Origin of the sequence: Microcystis wesenbergii FACHB-1317, from assembly GCF_014696875.1 — a bacterium.
GTDB classification, from domain to species: domain Bacteria; phylum Cyanobacteriota; class Cyanobacteriia; order Cyanobacteriales; family Microcystaceae; genus Microcystis; species Microcystis wesenbergii_A.
On sequence record NZ_JACJQV010000166.1, the window covers coordinates 74071 to 90036 of the forward strand.

The 15966-nt window shown below is 41.3% G+C and carries 12 protein-coding genes and 2 pseudogenes; 11 read left to right on the forward strand and 3 right to left on the reverse strand.

Annotated features, from left to right (window positions below):
• Positions 1–237: 237 nt before the first annotated feature.
• From H6F92_RS15430 to H6F92_RS15440, 3 genes and pseudogenes are all read left to right on the forward strand, one after another.
• Positions 238–1161: an AAA family ATPase gene (locus tag H6F92_RS15430; protein WP_190358603.1), complete on the forward strand. Its 924-nt coding sequence runs from the start codon at positions 238–240 to the stop codon at positions 1159–1161.
• Between the two features lie 125 nt (positions 1162–1286).
• A pseudogene (locus H6F92_RS15435) lies at positions 1287–1895 on the forward strand (IS607 family transposase).
• Entirely contained in the window at positions 1873–3045 is a 1173-nt protein-coding gene (locus tag H6F92_RS15440) for an RNA-guided endonuclease InsQ/TnpB family protein (protein ID WP_190358604.1), read from the forward strand. The pseudogene H6F92_RS15435 and the gene H6F92_RS15440 overlap by 23 nt, the downstream one beginning before the upstream one ends.
• Here the strand turns inward: H6F92_RS15440 and H6F92_RS15445 are convergent.
• Both H6F92_RS15445 and H6F92_RS15450 read right to left on the reverse strand, forming a co-directional pair.
• The gene (locus H6F92_RS15445) at positions 3026–4420 is read right to left on the reverse strand and encodes an IctB family putative bicarbonate transporter (protein WP_190358605.1); all 1395 of its coding nucleotides are present in this window, start codon (positions 4418–4420) and stop codon (positions 3026–3028) included. The genes H6F92_RS15440 and H6F92_RS15445 overlap by 20 nt on opposite strands.
• 144 nt (positions 4421–4564) lie before the next feature.
• Positions 4565–6208: an alpha-keto acid decarboxylase family protein gene (locus tag H6F92_RS15450; protein WP_190358606.1), complete on the reverse strand. Its 1644-nt coding sequence runs from the start codon at positions 6206–6208 to the stop codon at positions 4565–4567.
• 373 nt (positions 6209–6581) lie between these two features.
• On the opposite strand from H6F92_RS15450, the gene dndD reads away from it, so the two are divergent.
• The 5 genes from dndD to H6F92_RS15475 all read left to right on the forward strand — a co-directional run bounded on the left by dndD (position 6582) and on the right by H6F92_RS15475 (position 12475).
• Positions 6582–8567: a DNA sulfur modification protein DndD gene (gene dndD / locus H6F92_RS15455; RefSeq protein WP_190358607.1), complete on the forward strand. Its 1986-nt coding sequence runs from the start codon at positions 6582–6584 to the stop codon at positions 8565–8567.
• A gap of 99 nt (positions 8568–8666) precedes the next feature.
• Complete coding sequence (gene dndE / locus H6F92_RS15460; protein ID WP_002735106.1) at positions 8667–9065, forward strand: DNA sulfur modification protein DndE; 399 nt, start codon at positions 8667–8669, stop codon at positions 9063–9065.
• Positions 9066–9261: 196 nt separating this feature from the next.
• The gene (locus tag H6F92_RS15465; protein ID WP_190358608.1) at positions 9262–10773 is read left to right on the forward strand and encodes a cupin domain-containing protein; all 1512 of its coding nucleotides are present in this window, start codon (positions 9262–9264) and stop codon (positions 10771–10773) included.
• 26 nt (positions 10774–10799) lie between these two features.
• A complete protein-coding gene (locus tag H6F92_RS15470; RefSeq protein WP_190358609.1) occupies positions 10800–11561 on the forward strand; it encodes a class I SAM-dependent methyltransferase in 762 nt (253 codons plus the stop codon).
• Positions 11558–12475, forward strand: coding sequence for a TauD/TfdA family dioxygenase (locus tag H6F92_RS15475; protein WP_190358610.1), 918 nt, complete (start codon positions 11558–11560; stop codon positions 12473–12475). The genes H6F92_RS15470 and H6F92_RS15475 overlap by 4 nt, the downstream gene beginning before the upstream one ends.
• Before the next feature lie 94 nt (positions 12476–12569).
• Here the strand turns inward: H6F92_RS15475 and H6F92_RS15480 are convergent, their stop codons facing one another.
• Entirely contained in the window at positions 12570–14084 is a 1515-nt protein-coding gene (locus H6F92_RS15480; RefSeq protein ID WP_190358611.1) for a SagB/ThcOx family dehydrogenase, read from the reverse strand.
• A 250-nt stretch (positions 14085–14334) separates the two neighbouring features.
• Between H6F92_RS15480 and H6F92_RS26825 the strand changes: the two are divergent.
• From H6F92_RS26825 to H6F92_RS15495, 3 genes and pseudogenes are all read left to right on the forward strand, one after another.
• Positions 14335–14680 (forward strand): annotated as a pseudogene (locus tag H6F92_RS26825) (type II toxin-antitoxin system RelE/ParE family toxin).
• Positions 14667–15029: a hypothetical protein gene (locus H6F92_RS15490; RefSeq protein ID WP_190358612.1), complete on the forward strand. Its 363-nt coding sequence runs from the start codon at positions 14667–14669 to the stop codon at positions 15027–15029. Before H6F92_RS26825 ends, H6F92_RS15490 begins: the two are co-directional and overlap by 14 nt.
• Positions 15030–15128: 99 nt before the next feature.
• Entirely contained in the window at positions 15129–15944 is an 816-nt protein-coding gene (locus H6F92_RS15495) for a Uma2 family endonuclease (RefSeq protein ID WP_190358613.1), read from the forward strand.
• Positions 15945–15966 lie beyond the last annotated feature (22 nt).

Below are 15966 nucleotides of genomic sequence, written 5' to 3' on the forward strand. Positions count from 1 at the left end.
AATTCTTCTCGATTTTACCGTACTGAACCGACTTAAAATCTTGATTTCGCCCACTGGCAACAATTCTTAACTAATTTTCTCCATGCTCGCCACCCTAACCCCGATTAGCTCCCTAGCAGAAAATTTCCCGCCATTGTCTGTCAACTTTTCTCCCTAGTATGGGCAAATTGGGAAAAGAATCGTTAAGATCAAAAAAACTTAACATTAATCTTCTTGACAAAATCCCCCATTTGTACTATGAGAGACGCTATTGATATTTTGATGGAAAATTTGAGCCAGAGCATCGTCGGCCAAACCGAATCGATTCGCATTGTGCTGGTGGCTTTACTCAGTGGTGGCCACGCTCTCCTCGAAGATGTCCCCGGAGTCGGCAAAACCCTGTTAGCCAAATCCTTAGCGCGTTCAATTAACGGTCGTTTCCAACGGGTACAATGCACCCCCGACCTCCTCCCCAGTGATATCACGGGAACCACGATTTGGAACCCCAACAGTCGCGAATTTGAATTTATCCCCGGCCCCGCTTTTGCTAACGTCCTCTTGGCCGATGAAATCAACCGGGCCACCCCGCGCACTCAATCGGCACTTCTAGAAGTCATGGAAGAAAAACAAGTTACCGTCGATGGAGAAGCGCGGCCGGTCCCCCAACCCTTCTTTGTGATCGCCACCCAAAATCCGATCGAATATCAAGGCACTTTTCCGCTTCCAGAAGCGCAAATGGACCGTTTTGCCGTTTGCCTGAGTTTGGGTTATCCCAGCGCCACAGAAGAATTAAAAATGTTACAAAGACAGCATTCTCAAGAGACGGTTAAATCCCTAGAAGCTTGTATTTCCCTAGAACAGGTGGGAGAATTGCAAAGATTAGTGAGTCTGGTCAAGGTAGCTCCTGCTTTACAGCAATATATCGTCGATTTAGTCCGCGCTACCCGTGATCACGAAGATATTAGTTTAGGAGTCAGTCCCCGGGGTTGTGTGGTTCTGCAAAAAGCAGTTCAAGCTTACGCTTTCCTCGAAGGTCGCGATTATGCTATCCCCGATGATGTTAAGTTGATTACTCCCTACGTCTTCTGCCATCGTCTGATTCCTAGTCACGGTCGTCAAGCTAAAGCGATCGTGGAAAGACTTCTGCAATCGGTGGCGATCGAGGATCGTATCTATGCTTAAACTACTTTGAACCCCTAGAGGAGAGAATTGCCACGATCAAAACCCCTAGCGGGGGATTCTTCCAGAAGCCAAAAATCTAACTAATTTCATCTAAAATTACTCATAAATTGTGCTACAATAGTTCCATGAGTAAGTTAACCAGATCAGATGCGGCTAAATTAAAAGGAGTAAGCGTATCGACGTTAAGACGTTGGGAGTCTCAAGGTAAATTAATACCAGAACGAACTGCTAACGGGCATAGGCGTTATACCGTTTCTCAGTTGCTTGGAGTAAGAGAGAATCTCTCCTATACAGTTGGTTATTGCCGTGTTTCTAGTCATGACCAAAGAAAGGATTTGGAACGTCAAAAAGAAGTTGTCGAACTGTTTTGCGCTCAAAATGGTTGGCAAGTTGAAATCCTTGACGATTGAGGTTCTGGACTAAACTACAACAAGAAAGGATTAAAACGATTAATCAGATTAATTGTTGATAGTAAAGTCGAAAGATTGGTTTTAACTCACAAGGATAGGTTACTCAGATTTGGTGGTGAATTGATATTTAGCCTTTGTGAACACTTTGGGACTGAGATTATCATCATTAATCGAACTGAGGATAGTACATTTGAGGAGGATTTAGCACAAGATGTCTTAGAAATTATTACCGTTTTTTCTGCTAGGTTGTATGGCTCTAGAAGTCATAAAAATAGAAAAATCGTAGAAGAGTTAAGAGACGTTGCTACTAGGATTCAAGACTGAATTAAAACTAAATAATCAACAAAGTTCATTGTTAGCCCAACACGCAGGAACCGCTCGTCATGCTTGGAACTGGGGGCTGGCTTTAACTAAGCAAATTCTAGACCACAATAAAGCTAATCCTGATGACAAAATCAAGTTTCCTACTGCTATCGACTTGCATAAATGGTTAGTAGCATTAGTAAAATCTGAGCATGACTGGTATTATAAGGTTTCTAAATACGCCCCCCAATACGCATTAAGAGCCTTAGCTGATGCTTGGAAAAGATGCTTCAAAAAGATAGCTAAACCACCTAGATTCAAGAAAAAAGGTAAACAGGATAGTTTTACTCTATATGGAGGTATTAAATGTGACCATCAAAAGATAAAAGTTCCTGTGATTGGCTGGTTAAAAACCTATGAGCGATTACCTCAAGGTTATCGGCCTAAATCTGTCACTATTAGCCAAAAAGCTAATCGATGGTTTATTAGTTTTAAGATTGAAGTTGAACCACAAACAACCAATAAAACTCATGAGGTAGTCGGTTGTGATCTAGGTGTTAAAACTTTGGCTACTTTATCGACTGGCGAGACATTTGAAGGCTCTAAAAGTTATCGTAAATACGAAAAACAATTAGCTAGACTTCAATACTTGAACCGACATAAAGTAAAAGGTTCAAACAATTGGAACAAAGCTCAACGGCAAATAGCTAAACTTCATTTTAAAATAGCTAATATCCGTAAAGATACGTTACATAAACTCACTACTTATTTAGCCAAGAACCACGGCAAGATAGTAATTGAGGATTTAAATGTGTCTGGGATGATGGCTAATCACAAATTAGCTAAAGCCGTTCAGGATATGGGTTTTTACGAGTTCCGGAGACAACTTAATTATAAATCTCAGTTGTATGGATCGGAATTAATTATAGCTGATAGGTGGTTTCCTAGTAGCAAACTCTGTTCTAATTGTGGACATAAAAAAGAATCTCTATCTTTGTCCGAAAGAATTTTTGAGTGTGAACAATGTTCTTTTGTTTGCGATAGAGACTTAAATGCTAGTCTGAATCTCGCTTCTTTGGCGGTGAGTTCCACCGTGTCAGCTTGTGGACTGGTGAGTGCCGACACTGCCAGAATGAAGCAAGAAGATAACATCAAATCTGCTCATGAGTAGATTTGAGTAAGATTGTCAGAACGGAATAACAACGACTAGCAATTAAACCCAAAACTAACCACCAGAGGGTACTAACTTGGGGACGATACCAAACTGTATCAAAGAAACCGTGGGCAAGAATTCCAGCCATAGCGGCAATTGCCCCGATTAACCAAAAGCCTTGACTATCCATTTTATCGCGTAAAAGTTTAATTTGATGGATGCCTTGGCCGATAGTTGTGACTAATAACCAGAGGAAACAGGTAAAACCAATAATTCCCGTTTCTACCATGATTTCTAATAGCACAGAATAGGCACTTAAAGCCGTGTATTTTGGCTTCATGAATAGGGGGTAAATTTTCTTAAAAGCATCATTACCCGGTCCGATGCCCAAAAGCGGATAAGTTTGAATCATGCGGATAACTGCATCCCAAACATTAATCCGAAAGTTATTACTACTATCTTCCCGGCCTGCAAAAATACTCATCACCCGAATTCGCAGCGGCTCCACCAATAAAATCGCCCCTAAAATCACCACGGCTAAACCACCTAAAATTAATGGTAAAAGCCATGTTTGCCAAAATAACGGTAGATAATTTTTGAACCAATAAAATAATAGCAATAAGAAGACAATTCCTAAGACCATCAAACCAATCCAACCGCCACGACTCTCAGTAAAAAATAAACAAGCGGCATTGGCTAAAGTTAGTAAAGCCGCTAAAATTTTCGGTAGCCATCCCTGCCACACAAACAAGGCTGCACCGCTAAAAGCAATACCGGGGAATAAATAACTGGCTAATAGATTAGGATTACCGAGATAACTATAAACCCTAGTATCCCCCGCTAATTCTGAAGTGGGATCGTTCCAAGTTGCTAACTGTTCCGCGCCAAAAATTTGCTGGCGAATGCCGTAAACGCTCACTGCTAAGGCGGTTAAAACTAAAGTAGTCAGAATCCAATTTGTTAGGCGTGGCGAGCGCATAATTCGGGCGGTAAAGGCAAAAAAGATGAGATTGAGAGTTAATTTAATTAATCCTTCCAAAGCTGCCATTTTAACGGGAGAAAAAGCCGTGGAAACCGTGGCAATTCCCCAATATAAAAGCACTAAAATATGAATCGGTGTCACCCCGATTTTGCCTTCGTCCACAAGGGTTAAGAGTAGCCAATAAACCGCCATTGCTAACAGCAAAAAACCGATTTGACTGGTGGAGAAAAACGGCGCAGTGGCGATAAGGAGAGAGATTAACAGCGCACCCATCAGTTCTGTCCACTCCACAAACCGGCTACCCTGTCGCCATTGACTAAAAAGGCCGACGAAACGATGCAGATAGCTATATTTTGACCAAGAAGCGGGGGAAAAGTTCAGTAGGGTGATTTGTTTCCAAAAAGCATTCATAGGGTTTTTAGTTGCGGTTGTCACCATCACACTGTGATTAAGATACCGATTGTATCTTAATTGTTGACTCTTGGGAGCGAAAAGAGTTTCAATCTGGTATCTTAGGGCAGCTTCACAGGGTCAAAACCTAATAGCATAACCAGTCTAAGTATGGGGTGAACGTAAAGCTTGACCTAAACGAGTTAAGCCTTGGGAACAGTCAAAACGATCGAGATGTACTTCAATAAATGATAGGCGATCGATGTTACCCTGGGCAATTGATAAAGCCTTTTCTAATTCCCCTTCTGTCCTGACTTGACAACTCCAACTTTCCCCGTTAAATACTGCCGGTAATTGATGATATTTCCACGGTTGTAGATCATTATAAATATTATCCTGAATTACCCGCTCGATCGTGTAACCGTCGTTATTAATTAAAAAGATAATTGGATTGAGATGGTGACGGATAATTGTCGAAAGTTCTTGGGCGGTCATTTGAAAAGCACCATCACCCACAAAGACAATAGGACGAGTATTGGGTGCGGCAAAAGCTACTCCTAAACAGGCGGGAATTGAATAACCAATAGAGAGATAAAATGCTTGACCAATAAAGTCAGTTTTTTGAGGCATTAATAAATCAATCGTGGCAATAATTGCGTCCCCTGTATCGGAAATAACAAAAGATTCTTGAGCGATAAAATGATTCATGCGCTCATAAAAACGAGCATTAGTTAATTTTTGCTCTGGCACGGGGATGAATTCTAAATCCTTTAATTCGGCCGCGGGTTTAATATCTAGTGTAGCCGCTTCTTTATGACTTAGCTTATTAATTAAACCATCGATAAAATCCCCTAGGAATACCGGTTGATAGAAGTGATGTTTAATTTTTATCTTCTCGGAATTGGCATTAATCAAATTATTGGGATTTAAATGAGCCGTAAATCCGCCTAAATTCATATCGGACATAATCGCCCCTAAACAGAGGACACAATCGGCATTTTCCACCCGTTGATTAACGTATTCGCGACTTAATGCCCCCACATAAGTGCCGATAAATTGCGGCTGCATTTCCGAAATTGACGATTTACCTAAAATAGTGGTGGCCAAGGGATAACCCGTTACCTCTAAAAGTTTCAGTAACTTATCTTGGAGTTTAAACCGATGGAATTCTACCCCCGCTAAAATAATTGGTTTTTCCGCTTTTTCTAATAAAAAAACCGCCTCTTCAACGGCCTCTTGTAAAGCGGCGGCATCCGTGAGATTATCGGTTAAATAAATTGGCTTTTCCGAGGGGATACAGGGACGATAGACCAGATCCCGGGGAATTTCGATATACACGGGACGTTTGTGATGCAAACAAGCAGCTAAAGTTTGCTCGATTTGACTGGCTGCTTGGGCGGAATTAGTGAGAATAACCGAGGCAGCCGTGACTTTTTCCATGATCGAAAATTGCAGATTATAATCGCCCGTGGTGTGGTGTAATAATAAATTATCCCGGCGAATCGAGCGATCGGAAGCCCCACTAATTACCACCAGGGGAACGCGTTCAGCGTAAGCACCGACCACAGCATTAACGAGGCTAAATCCCCCGACTCCGTAGGTGACACAGACAGCGCCCATACCTTTGACTCGCGCGTAGGCATCGGCGGCATAACCCGCGTTAAGCTCATTACAGGTGCAAACTAATTCGATCGGACTTTCCACCAAAACATCCATCAAATCGAGGACATAATCCCCCGGCACCCCGAAAACATGATTAACCCCTAAATTATGGAGACGCTGGCATAAATATTCGCCGATCGTGATCATAGCAATTTTCTCCCCTGTGTTGGCACTTTCACGCCGATCATAACGATTTTTTCAAAAAATAGGCTCATGTCCAGTAATGAACTAGAAAGTAAAAATCAGAAAACTTTAATTAAGTAGCTGTTTGCAATTAAATAGAAGATAGGTTTTGCACTCGATCCCCCCTGCCCCCCTTAATAAGGGGGGTGCCGACAGGCGGGGGGATCTTAGAGTTTTTTCCGCAGACCCTAATTATATCTAGTGCTGGTGATCGATGCTATAGTATAGAGCCTAGGGTTTTTCTCTTGGGTGTCAAAAAATATCTGCGGCACTTTTTCAGGTATAATTTTTACAGGAGATTTCCTAAAACTTTCGACTTAAATAAGGCTGACTGTTAATGATTTTTACTGAATTAGTTTTGCAAAATTTCGGTCCCTACGCCGGTCGTCAAGTGATTAATTTACGTCCCGAAAAAGACAACAATCCCTGTCCAATTATCCTTTTGGGAGGCATGAATGGCGGCGGTAAAACTACTTTAATGGATGCGATTCGTTTGGCTTTGTACGGTGCGCGGGCAAAGTGTTCTACTCGCAATAATTTAAGTTATGCCGAGTTTCTCAGTCAAGCAGTTAATAATCAAGCTTCCCTCATCGATCAAGCTAGAATTGAACTGGCTTTTGAACATCTAGTTAATGAACAATGGCGACAATATCGTATCGTTAGATACTGGACAAAACAGCCCAAAGATGGTAAGGATACCCTCGGTATTTTAGATGAGGATTGGCCCGATCCTGCCTTAGCTAATACTTGGGATGAATATATTGAAACTTTATTACCTTTGGGTATTTCTAACCTGTTTTTATTTGATGGGGAACAGGTAAAAGAATTGGCAGAACAGGATGTACCTCCTGACAGCGTTAAGGATTCGATGCAGACTTTATTAGGGTTAGAATTAGCGGAAAGATTAGCCGTTGATCTTGATATCTTAGCTAGTCGCAAGCGCCGGTTATTAGCAGCAGAAAATGAACTGGCAACTATTGAAGCTATTGAGAAAAAATTAGCTCAGTACCAAGAAGATTTAGAATTGGCTAGACAAGAGATGGAAACTCAACAAAAAAAATTAGATTTGGTTAGAAATGATTTTGATGCAGTCTCGGATAAATTTCGCATTGATGGCGGAAAAATTGCCGCCGAAAGAAGTCAATTAGAGAGCAGAAAAAAGGATTTAGATAAAAAGTTAGATAAACAGAGAGAATATTTAGGTCAATTGGCGGGGGAATTTTTACCATTAAAGTTAATTTTTCCTCTCCTAGAAGCGGCTAAAATTCAGGGAGAAAAAGAGCTAAAATTGCAATCGTCTCAAGTCGCTCAATCGGTTTTAGAATCCAGGGATAAAAAGTTAATGGCTTATTTAAAAAAACTGAATTTAACTTTAGAACAATTGGATAATATTAGAGAATTTTTACAGCAAGAAAATCAGTTTTTAGCCGAGGATAGCAATTCTTTGACCGCTCCTTACTTAGATTTAGACGAGGAGGCGATCGAGTTACTAAATCGAGTCTTAACCCATCAATTACCGGCACAAATTAACCTTGCTCATCAAGCAATAGAACAATTAAGAAATCTGGAAGCTGACTTAGATAATTTAGAGCGAGAATTAGCAGTAGCAGCCTCTCCCGAAGAATACGAAACCCTGAGTAATAACTTAAAAACCGCTCAGAAAAAGTATCTAAATGCTCAAGCGGAATACGAGCAAAGCCACAAAAATTATGAGGAAATCAAAAAGAAAATTGAGAAAACTAAAAAAGAATTATTTGCCTATAGTGAGAAAGCTTTAGAATCGCAAAGTAACGAACATATCGTCAATGCTATTGTCAAAGCACAGCAAACTTTAAAATTATTTAAAGAACGCTTAACTTTAAAAAAATTAAATAGATTAGAGGGAGAAGTGGCGGAATGTTTTCGTTATTTATTGCATAAGTCCGATCTGGTGCAGAAAATAGCGATCGATGCTGATACTTTTGGTCTATCTCTCTTTGGTCCCGATGGACAAAATGTGCCTAAACACCGTCTTTCTGCCGGAGAAAAACAACTATTAGCGATCGCTTTTTTGTGGGGATTAGCGCGAGTCTCCGGACGAGATTTACCCATCGCTATCGATACACCCCTCGGACGTTTAGATTCTTCCCATCGCCATAATTTAGTTGAACGTTATTTTCCCGCTGCTTCCTCTCAAGTCATCCTCCTTTCTACCGATACAGAAATTGGACAAAATGAGCTACTCTTATTAGAAGAACAGGAAGTAATCGCCAGAAAATACCTGCTAGAATATAATTCCCAACAACGTCAAACTACTATTCACCCTGACCGCTACTTTTGGTAAGATTATGAACGAGATAAATTCCCACAAAATTATCCCCCAACAGGATTGAGAATGACTAACTATTTTATCATCAGTCAGATCGAGGTAAAATTATAGATTATGGAATCACCGATCGAACGTTTTCGACTATCTCAAACCGCCAAAGATAGCCTAATAAAATTAAAACGCTACACCAAAATTGACCAATGGAATATCCTCTGTCGTTGGGCTTTTTGTCGTTCCCTTGCCGAACCGAGTCTCCCCTCTCCCGTTCCCATTCCTGCCGATAGCAATGTAGAATTATCTTGGAAAGTATTCGGGGGAGAAATGGCCGATATTTTCTTAATTGCCCTCAAACAACGTTGTCATCAAGACGGATTAGGAACCGATAAAGAAACTCTAACTCAACAATTTCGCTTACATTTACATCGCGGGATCGGTTATCTTGCTGGGGATGCCAAGCTAAAGAAAATCGATAATTTAATCGAATTAGAGAGGGAAAATCTCAGAGAATCTTAAACAAGAACGGTCTATCTTCGTCTCTGTGTTCTTTGTGCCTCTGTGGTTTATTCTTAATCCTTCTGGGATAACCAGGCGGAGAACTGTCAGCCTGGCTATATTTAACCGAGGGTGAGCGCATCTCAAACGCTATCGACAATTGGCCAATTTTGTGATAGTATTTAAAAAGGGGGCGACTATCGGGGGATAAGAAAAAATGGAAAATTTAATTAAGGAAGCACTAAGCCATCGAGCAATTAATCACCCCTATTTACTTGCTTTAGAAAAAGGAGAATTTCAACATACTGATGAAGTTCTCAAAGACTTTGCTAACCAATACGGAGCTTATAGTGACTGGTTTTCCCGTTATTTAACAGCAGTAATATCGAAGCTAGAAAATCCCACTCATCGAAATCACCTGCTCAAGAACTTAGCTGAAGAAAACGGACATCTACAGGATGAAGAGATCGAAGCAATCCAGAAATTAGGTATTAAGGATGAGTGGGTACAGGAAATCCCTCACCCACAGTTATTCAAGCGTTTTCAAGAAGCTATGGGAGTAGATAGCACGCAAACGCCTTGTGTTGAAGTAGAAATCTGGCGTGAATCATTCCTATCGCTGCTCCAGAATGGAAGTTCACTCCAAGCTATTGGAGCCATAGGTTTAGGGACTGAATCTGTGGTTAAATTTATCTACAAACACATTATCGAAGCGATCAAAAAACATACATCATTATCCTTGGAGCAATATGTATTTTTTCCTTTACATACAGAAGTGGAGGATGAACACAGCTTGACTTTAGTTGAGATTGCTAAGGAATTAGCCAGCGAAAGCGAACAGGCTGTTCTGGAATTACGGAAAGGAATGTTAAAAGCCTTAAATCTACGTGCTGCTTACTGGGACAATATGTATGAACGTGCGTTGGCGTTAGATAAATCTTTGACCTCATCAGACCAACTCAAGATTGTTACGCTTTTCACTAAAATGATTAAAGGCAAGAAGCTGTCTAATCAGGAACAGGAACTTTTATTGCATCAAATTAATGACGTGCGTATTGGATTGACGGAAGACTTATCTACTGTTCCAGTGGAAAAACTACTACCTGGATTTAGTTTACTTTTGCTATACGGGATGCAAAGGGAAAAGCACAGGGAAGAAGTTATAAACTTGTTAGATTGGCTTGCGGATCCATCTGGTGAATGCCAATGCTCTCCAACAATATTAAGGCTTGCATCACAACTTTACCATGATTTTCAAACGCTGCGACTGGGAGCATTGACCGAAAAAATTAATGAACAAAAAAGCTTGACTCATGTGCAAGAAGGTAAAGAGCTTATTTCAACAATCAGCGCCAGCAACTTAGAAGCCTTATACAACAATAAGGTTGATAAACTCAATATTGATTTTAACGTATTTCGCCTGCCATTTGCTCTAGAAGTTTTAGATGCACGCCTAGTTATAGTCAAGCCAGGAAAGGCGAATGAAATGCACAGACACGCACATGAAACCGTATTTGTATTTCTTCAGGGTCAAGGAAAAGTTATTGTTGATCAATACGAAAACGAAGTCGAACCGGGTACTTTTGCTGTTATTCCCCGTTGGTGTGTGCATCAATCTGTGAACTTAGGAGAAGAAGAGCTAATTTTTCTGGCGATAGCTGATTTCGGATTAACTGGCAAAAGTTTTATGGGTAATTACTTACACAGTGCTAGACTAAAACAAAATTAGTGCAAATTTTATCCCGTTAGATGGGTATGAAAGCAACACAAGAAACCAAAAAACTTTACGACGAAAGCGCAGCAGACTGGAAACGAGTAGAACCGATTTTGCTTTCTGATTACTCCGCGCGTCCGTTTGTCATTGATTTATGTGAACCGATTGTCAACAAGAATATATTAGATCTAGGCTGTGGGGAAGGTTATGTAGGAAGAGAGTTAATTAACCGAGGCGCTCAATATGTTCATGGGATTGATATTTCATCGCAAATGATCGAGCAGGCCTTAATTCAAAAAAACGAGTATCAGATTACTAATGCTTCCTATGAAACTGGTGATATTCGTGATTTTGCGGTAACTGAGTCCGAACAATACGATTTAGTTCTGGCTATGTTTCTGTTCAACTACTTAAATGTTTCAGAAACTATTAGCACGATGCAAAAAGCCTATCAACTTTTAAAGTTGGGTGGATATTTCCTGTTCGCCGTCCCCCATCCCTCTTTACCTTTTCTGAAAAAAGATAAGTTTCCCTTTTATTTTACACCGAAAGCTGGCTATTTTTCTGGGCGCAATCAATTATTCCCCGGTGAGATTTGGCGCAGAGATAGAAAAGCCGTCGCCGTGCAATGTGTTCATAAAACTATGGAAGATTACTTCACATCTCTTCGTTTGGCAACATTCACAAAAATGCCAGAAGTTTATGAACTAAAAATTAATCAGGAACATTTAGAACTAGACCGAGAATTTTTTACTCCGCTCATTGACCTTCCCCTTCACGTTGCTTTCAAAATTCAAAAATGATTATACCGATTTCTGATCCTAATATTTCATTACTGACTTGGAAAAAATTGCCTGATCCTTATCAACTATTTTTTCATTTACCAGAATCATTAGTCTTAGATTTACTAAAAAGAAGCAATCACAAATGGCTTGACAAACCCAACGAAATAGGACAGGAAACGGTCAATAAAAATCTTGATTTTTTCCTACCATTTCGTGAGAAATTGCTCCAGGAACCAGGCATAATTATTTTCCGATTAGAACCGGAATTAACAGAAACGGAAATGCGATTAATTTATGCTTTGATTTCTCGCATTTTTGGACTGCTAAACCACCGCTATGGCTATTTTTTTGATGTAATCGATCGAGGAATGGATTACACTAAAGAAGCTATACCCGTTTCGATGACGAATGCAGAAACTGGCTATCATACCGATAGTACAGCCAAAAACTACTTCCCTGATATTGTTGGGTTACTCTGTCTTGCTGCCGCGGATGAGGGAGGAGATTCCCTGGTAGTAAACGCCGCCAATTTGTATCAATATTTCTGGCAACACCATACAGACCTAGTTCCCTGTCTCTACGAACCTTTGGCGCGGGATGTGATTACACCTGGAGAGATTAATTCTCAAGAAGCTATTCAAAAGAATAATTTCCCCTTATTCTCAGCCGATTCTCAGGGTCTGGTTTTTCGTTATATGCGGTACTGGATTGAAGTCGCTTACTCCAAACTAGAAATAGCGCAACCGGAAGCTATCACAAAAACACTTGACATAATCGACAACTTTTTTTCAGAACCGGAAAATACAGTCCGCTTCAACATGAAAAAAGGTGATGTATTTTACGTTAATAATCGCTTTTTATGCCACAATAGAACCGCTTTTAAAAATTCAGGAAAACCTCGACAAATGGTGCGTAGTTGGATTAACCTTTAAACAAAATACGTCCCAGCGAGAAAGTGCATCTGTCAAGGTACAGATTACTATGACCTCAACCTCCTTGTCACCCCTTCAGTGGTTAAAACTCACCCTAAAAAACCTTCGGTCGGCCTAAAGTAGTGATATAGATAACTGCTTCATCGGAGGGAATTCCTAACACTTCATTAACTTGATCATCAAAAAAACCACCGATACCACTAACCCCTAACCCCAGATGAATAGCCGCTAAATTTAATCTCTGTCCCAAATGACCCGCATCTGCATGAAGATAACGATAAACTCGATCGCCATATTTAGCCACTGCTTTTGACAGATCCGCCGTATGAAAAACCACAGCAGCCGCATCCCGTCCCAAATCCTGACCTAAACAGAGATAATGTAACTCTTGCCGGAAATTTTTAAAGCGAATTTGCCGCAATTCTTGGGCTTTGGGAGCATAATAATAACAGCCTTCCTCTAATCCGGTTACTGCCGAAACAGCGATAAAAGTTTCCAATAAATCTAGAGCAAAATAATCGGGATTGGGATCGAGATTTTGGTCGGCATAATCTTGGGGTTGATAGGTGAAATGCAGCAGCGCTCGCAATTCGTCTAAACTGAGACTAGCACCACTATAAGCGCGGGTAGATCTGCGTTTAAGCATCGTACTTTCCAGATCGATTAAATCTTCCCCCCAATTGACGGGACGGGATGTCACCGAAACTTTTAGACAAAAAGGAAAATTATATTTATCTTCCCAATTAGAGGGGGTAACAGTTGCTTCTATCTTCTCATCTGTAGCTATGATAGTGGCTCGGTGTAGAGAGTTTAATAATTCTCCCTCGGGAATTTTGGGATAAAGAGTCGTGGTTGCCGAAGGGAGTGCCGTGGTGCTAGGGGGGAGATTTTGCCGGATATTGAGCAGATCTGCCAAAGGAATCACCGTCATGACACTTTCTTTCTCGGAATCAAGATAAAGCAATTCATTCATCTGACTATCGTTAAAACCACCGATTAAATGGGCCCGATAGTCATTAATCGAGGCTGATAGCTCAATATTGCCTAATAAATGCCCTGTATCGAGGAAAATACGCCGATAAGCTCGATCCTCGTAGCGCCAAGCAGACCGATAAAAAATGGCACTGGTAACTAAAGCGATATCGGTATTTTCTAAAACAGGATTCCAGAAACAAGCAGATTGCAGGTTAGTCCAGACATCACTTTCCCAGAATAAAAGCAGCGAGTGACTTTGACCTTGGTAACTGTAGAGACCGGCGGGTAAGAATTCCGTGCCACGAGAGATCAGATAGACCTCGGCGGGGTATAATCCACCAGCAGAGGGTGCGGAACGTAGGTACAAGGGACTACCCATAGTGGCGATTTTGGCAGTTAAACCATAGCTACAGCCCAAAATTCGCGATATACGTCGCCAAAAGTCTCCTTTTTGGGGAACTGTTTGACGGGAGAGGTAGGGTTTGAGATCGAAAGTCTGACCGATTTTGTATTCTTTGAAGGGATAGGGTTGTTGACTCCAATCAAGACCTTTACTTTTTGAAGCGATCGTCTGGGGGTCGTATTTGGTCCGCTCGTGGTAGTATTGGGCGATCGAGATTGGCTGATCTGGCATGATAAAGATAGGCTGTCTAAGCTTTACTTTTTAGTTTGACATACTCCCACCCCTAGAAAACGGGTTTCTGAAAGAAACCCGTTTTCTAAATACTCCCCTCTCCCACCTCCCCCCTGCTCTACGATGTCGGGTAGGGTTGATTCATGAATCAACCCTACCCTTGATAAGGGGGGTGGGGGGTTGGGGGTGAGGGTAATTAACCATATCTGCCATTACTTTAGAAAAATAGTATAACTGCTATAATTATCCCATGGCGGCTCAACCCAGAGAAATTCGACGTTATGTTACCAGTGACGGCAAAGTTCCCTTTGCCCAATGGCTCGATTCTTTGCGGGATATTAAGGCTAAAACTAAAATTGCTCAACGCCTAAACCGGGTTAATTTAGGTAACTTAGGGGATTATAAATCAGCTTTGAGCAGGAGTTTATGAACTACGAATAGACTATGGTTCTGGTTATCGCGTTTACTTTGGACAAATCGGAACAACGATTATCTTACTCCTGTGTGGAGGAGATAAAAAAACGCAAGCTAAAGACATTGAAATAGCTCAAAAATATTGGCAAGACTATAGGAGCCGAGAAAATGCCAGTCAGTGATAGTTATCATGATTCCCTGATCGAATCTCTTAAAGATTCCCATTATGCAGCAGTTTATCTGGAAACTCATCTCGAGGGAGATGAATATGAATTTGAATCAGAATTACTCAGACTCGCGTTCAATCACGTCCTAGAAGCCCTTGTCCCTCAAAATCTAACACCAGAACAAATCAAAATTCAGGCGCAGCAATTGGAAGAAATAATGCAAAAACCTGCACCTGAAGCCATGAATCAACTAACCTCTTGGCTTCAAGCTTTAGGATTGAAATTAACGATAAAGATCGCTCCAAAAATGCCAGAAATAAATCATGAAAATGACGCTGTTAGTTCAATCAAGATTACAGTGTAGTTTGTAGTTTGGGTTTTTTGATTACAAATTGATAGCCGCTTAACGCACCCTACACAGAAAACGGGTTTCTTTCAGAAACCCGTTTTCTCAAATAAAATTATGACTACACCTAGCTTCACCATTCCCCAATCTGACCCTCCCCTTTCCCCTCGGCAATCCTTGCCGACGATGTACGATTTACCTAGTGACAATCCACTGGAACCCGGTTTGCCTGACGAATTTCACCTATTACAACCTCAGTTATTACTGCTGACTTTCCAGCCTCCCAACTGGGAACCAGACCTAGTTTTTAGCGCCGCTGACCTTAACCTTTACTACAATGTCAGACACCCGCAATGGTACAAGCGTCCCGATTGGTTTGGGGTGGTTGGTGTTCCTCGTCTCTACGATGGCCATGACCTGCGCTTAAGCTATGTGATTTGGCAGGAAGGGGTTTCTCCGACGATTGTGGTGGAATTATTGTCTCCAGGTACGGAAAATCAAGATTTAGGAGAAGAACTACGTCAACCAGAAGAACCGCCAACTAAGTGGACAGTTTATGAACAGATTTTGCAGGTTCCCTACTATGTGGTTTTCAGTCGCTATACTAACCAACTTCAAGCGTTTGAACTGGTAGGTGGTTATTACCAACCCGTAGCTTTAGTGCAGGGACGCTTACCGATTCCTCCACTGGAATTGAGCTTGGGTTTGTGGCAAGGTTCCTATCGGGGGATTGAGCGGCTATGGTTACGCTGGTTGACGCTGGAGGGAGAGTTAATTCCCCTTGCCGATGAGGAGTTAATTGCGGCGAAACAAGAGGTTTCTGCGGCGAAACAAGAGGTTTCTGCGGCGAAACAAGAGGCTTCTGCGGCTAAACAACGAGCAGAACAACTAGCGGCACGATTGCGGGAATTAGGGATAGATCCTGAAACCTGAAGCTAAAACCCCCCAAAAAAAG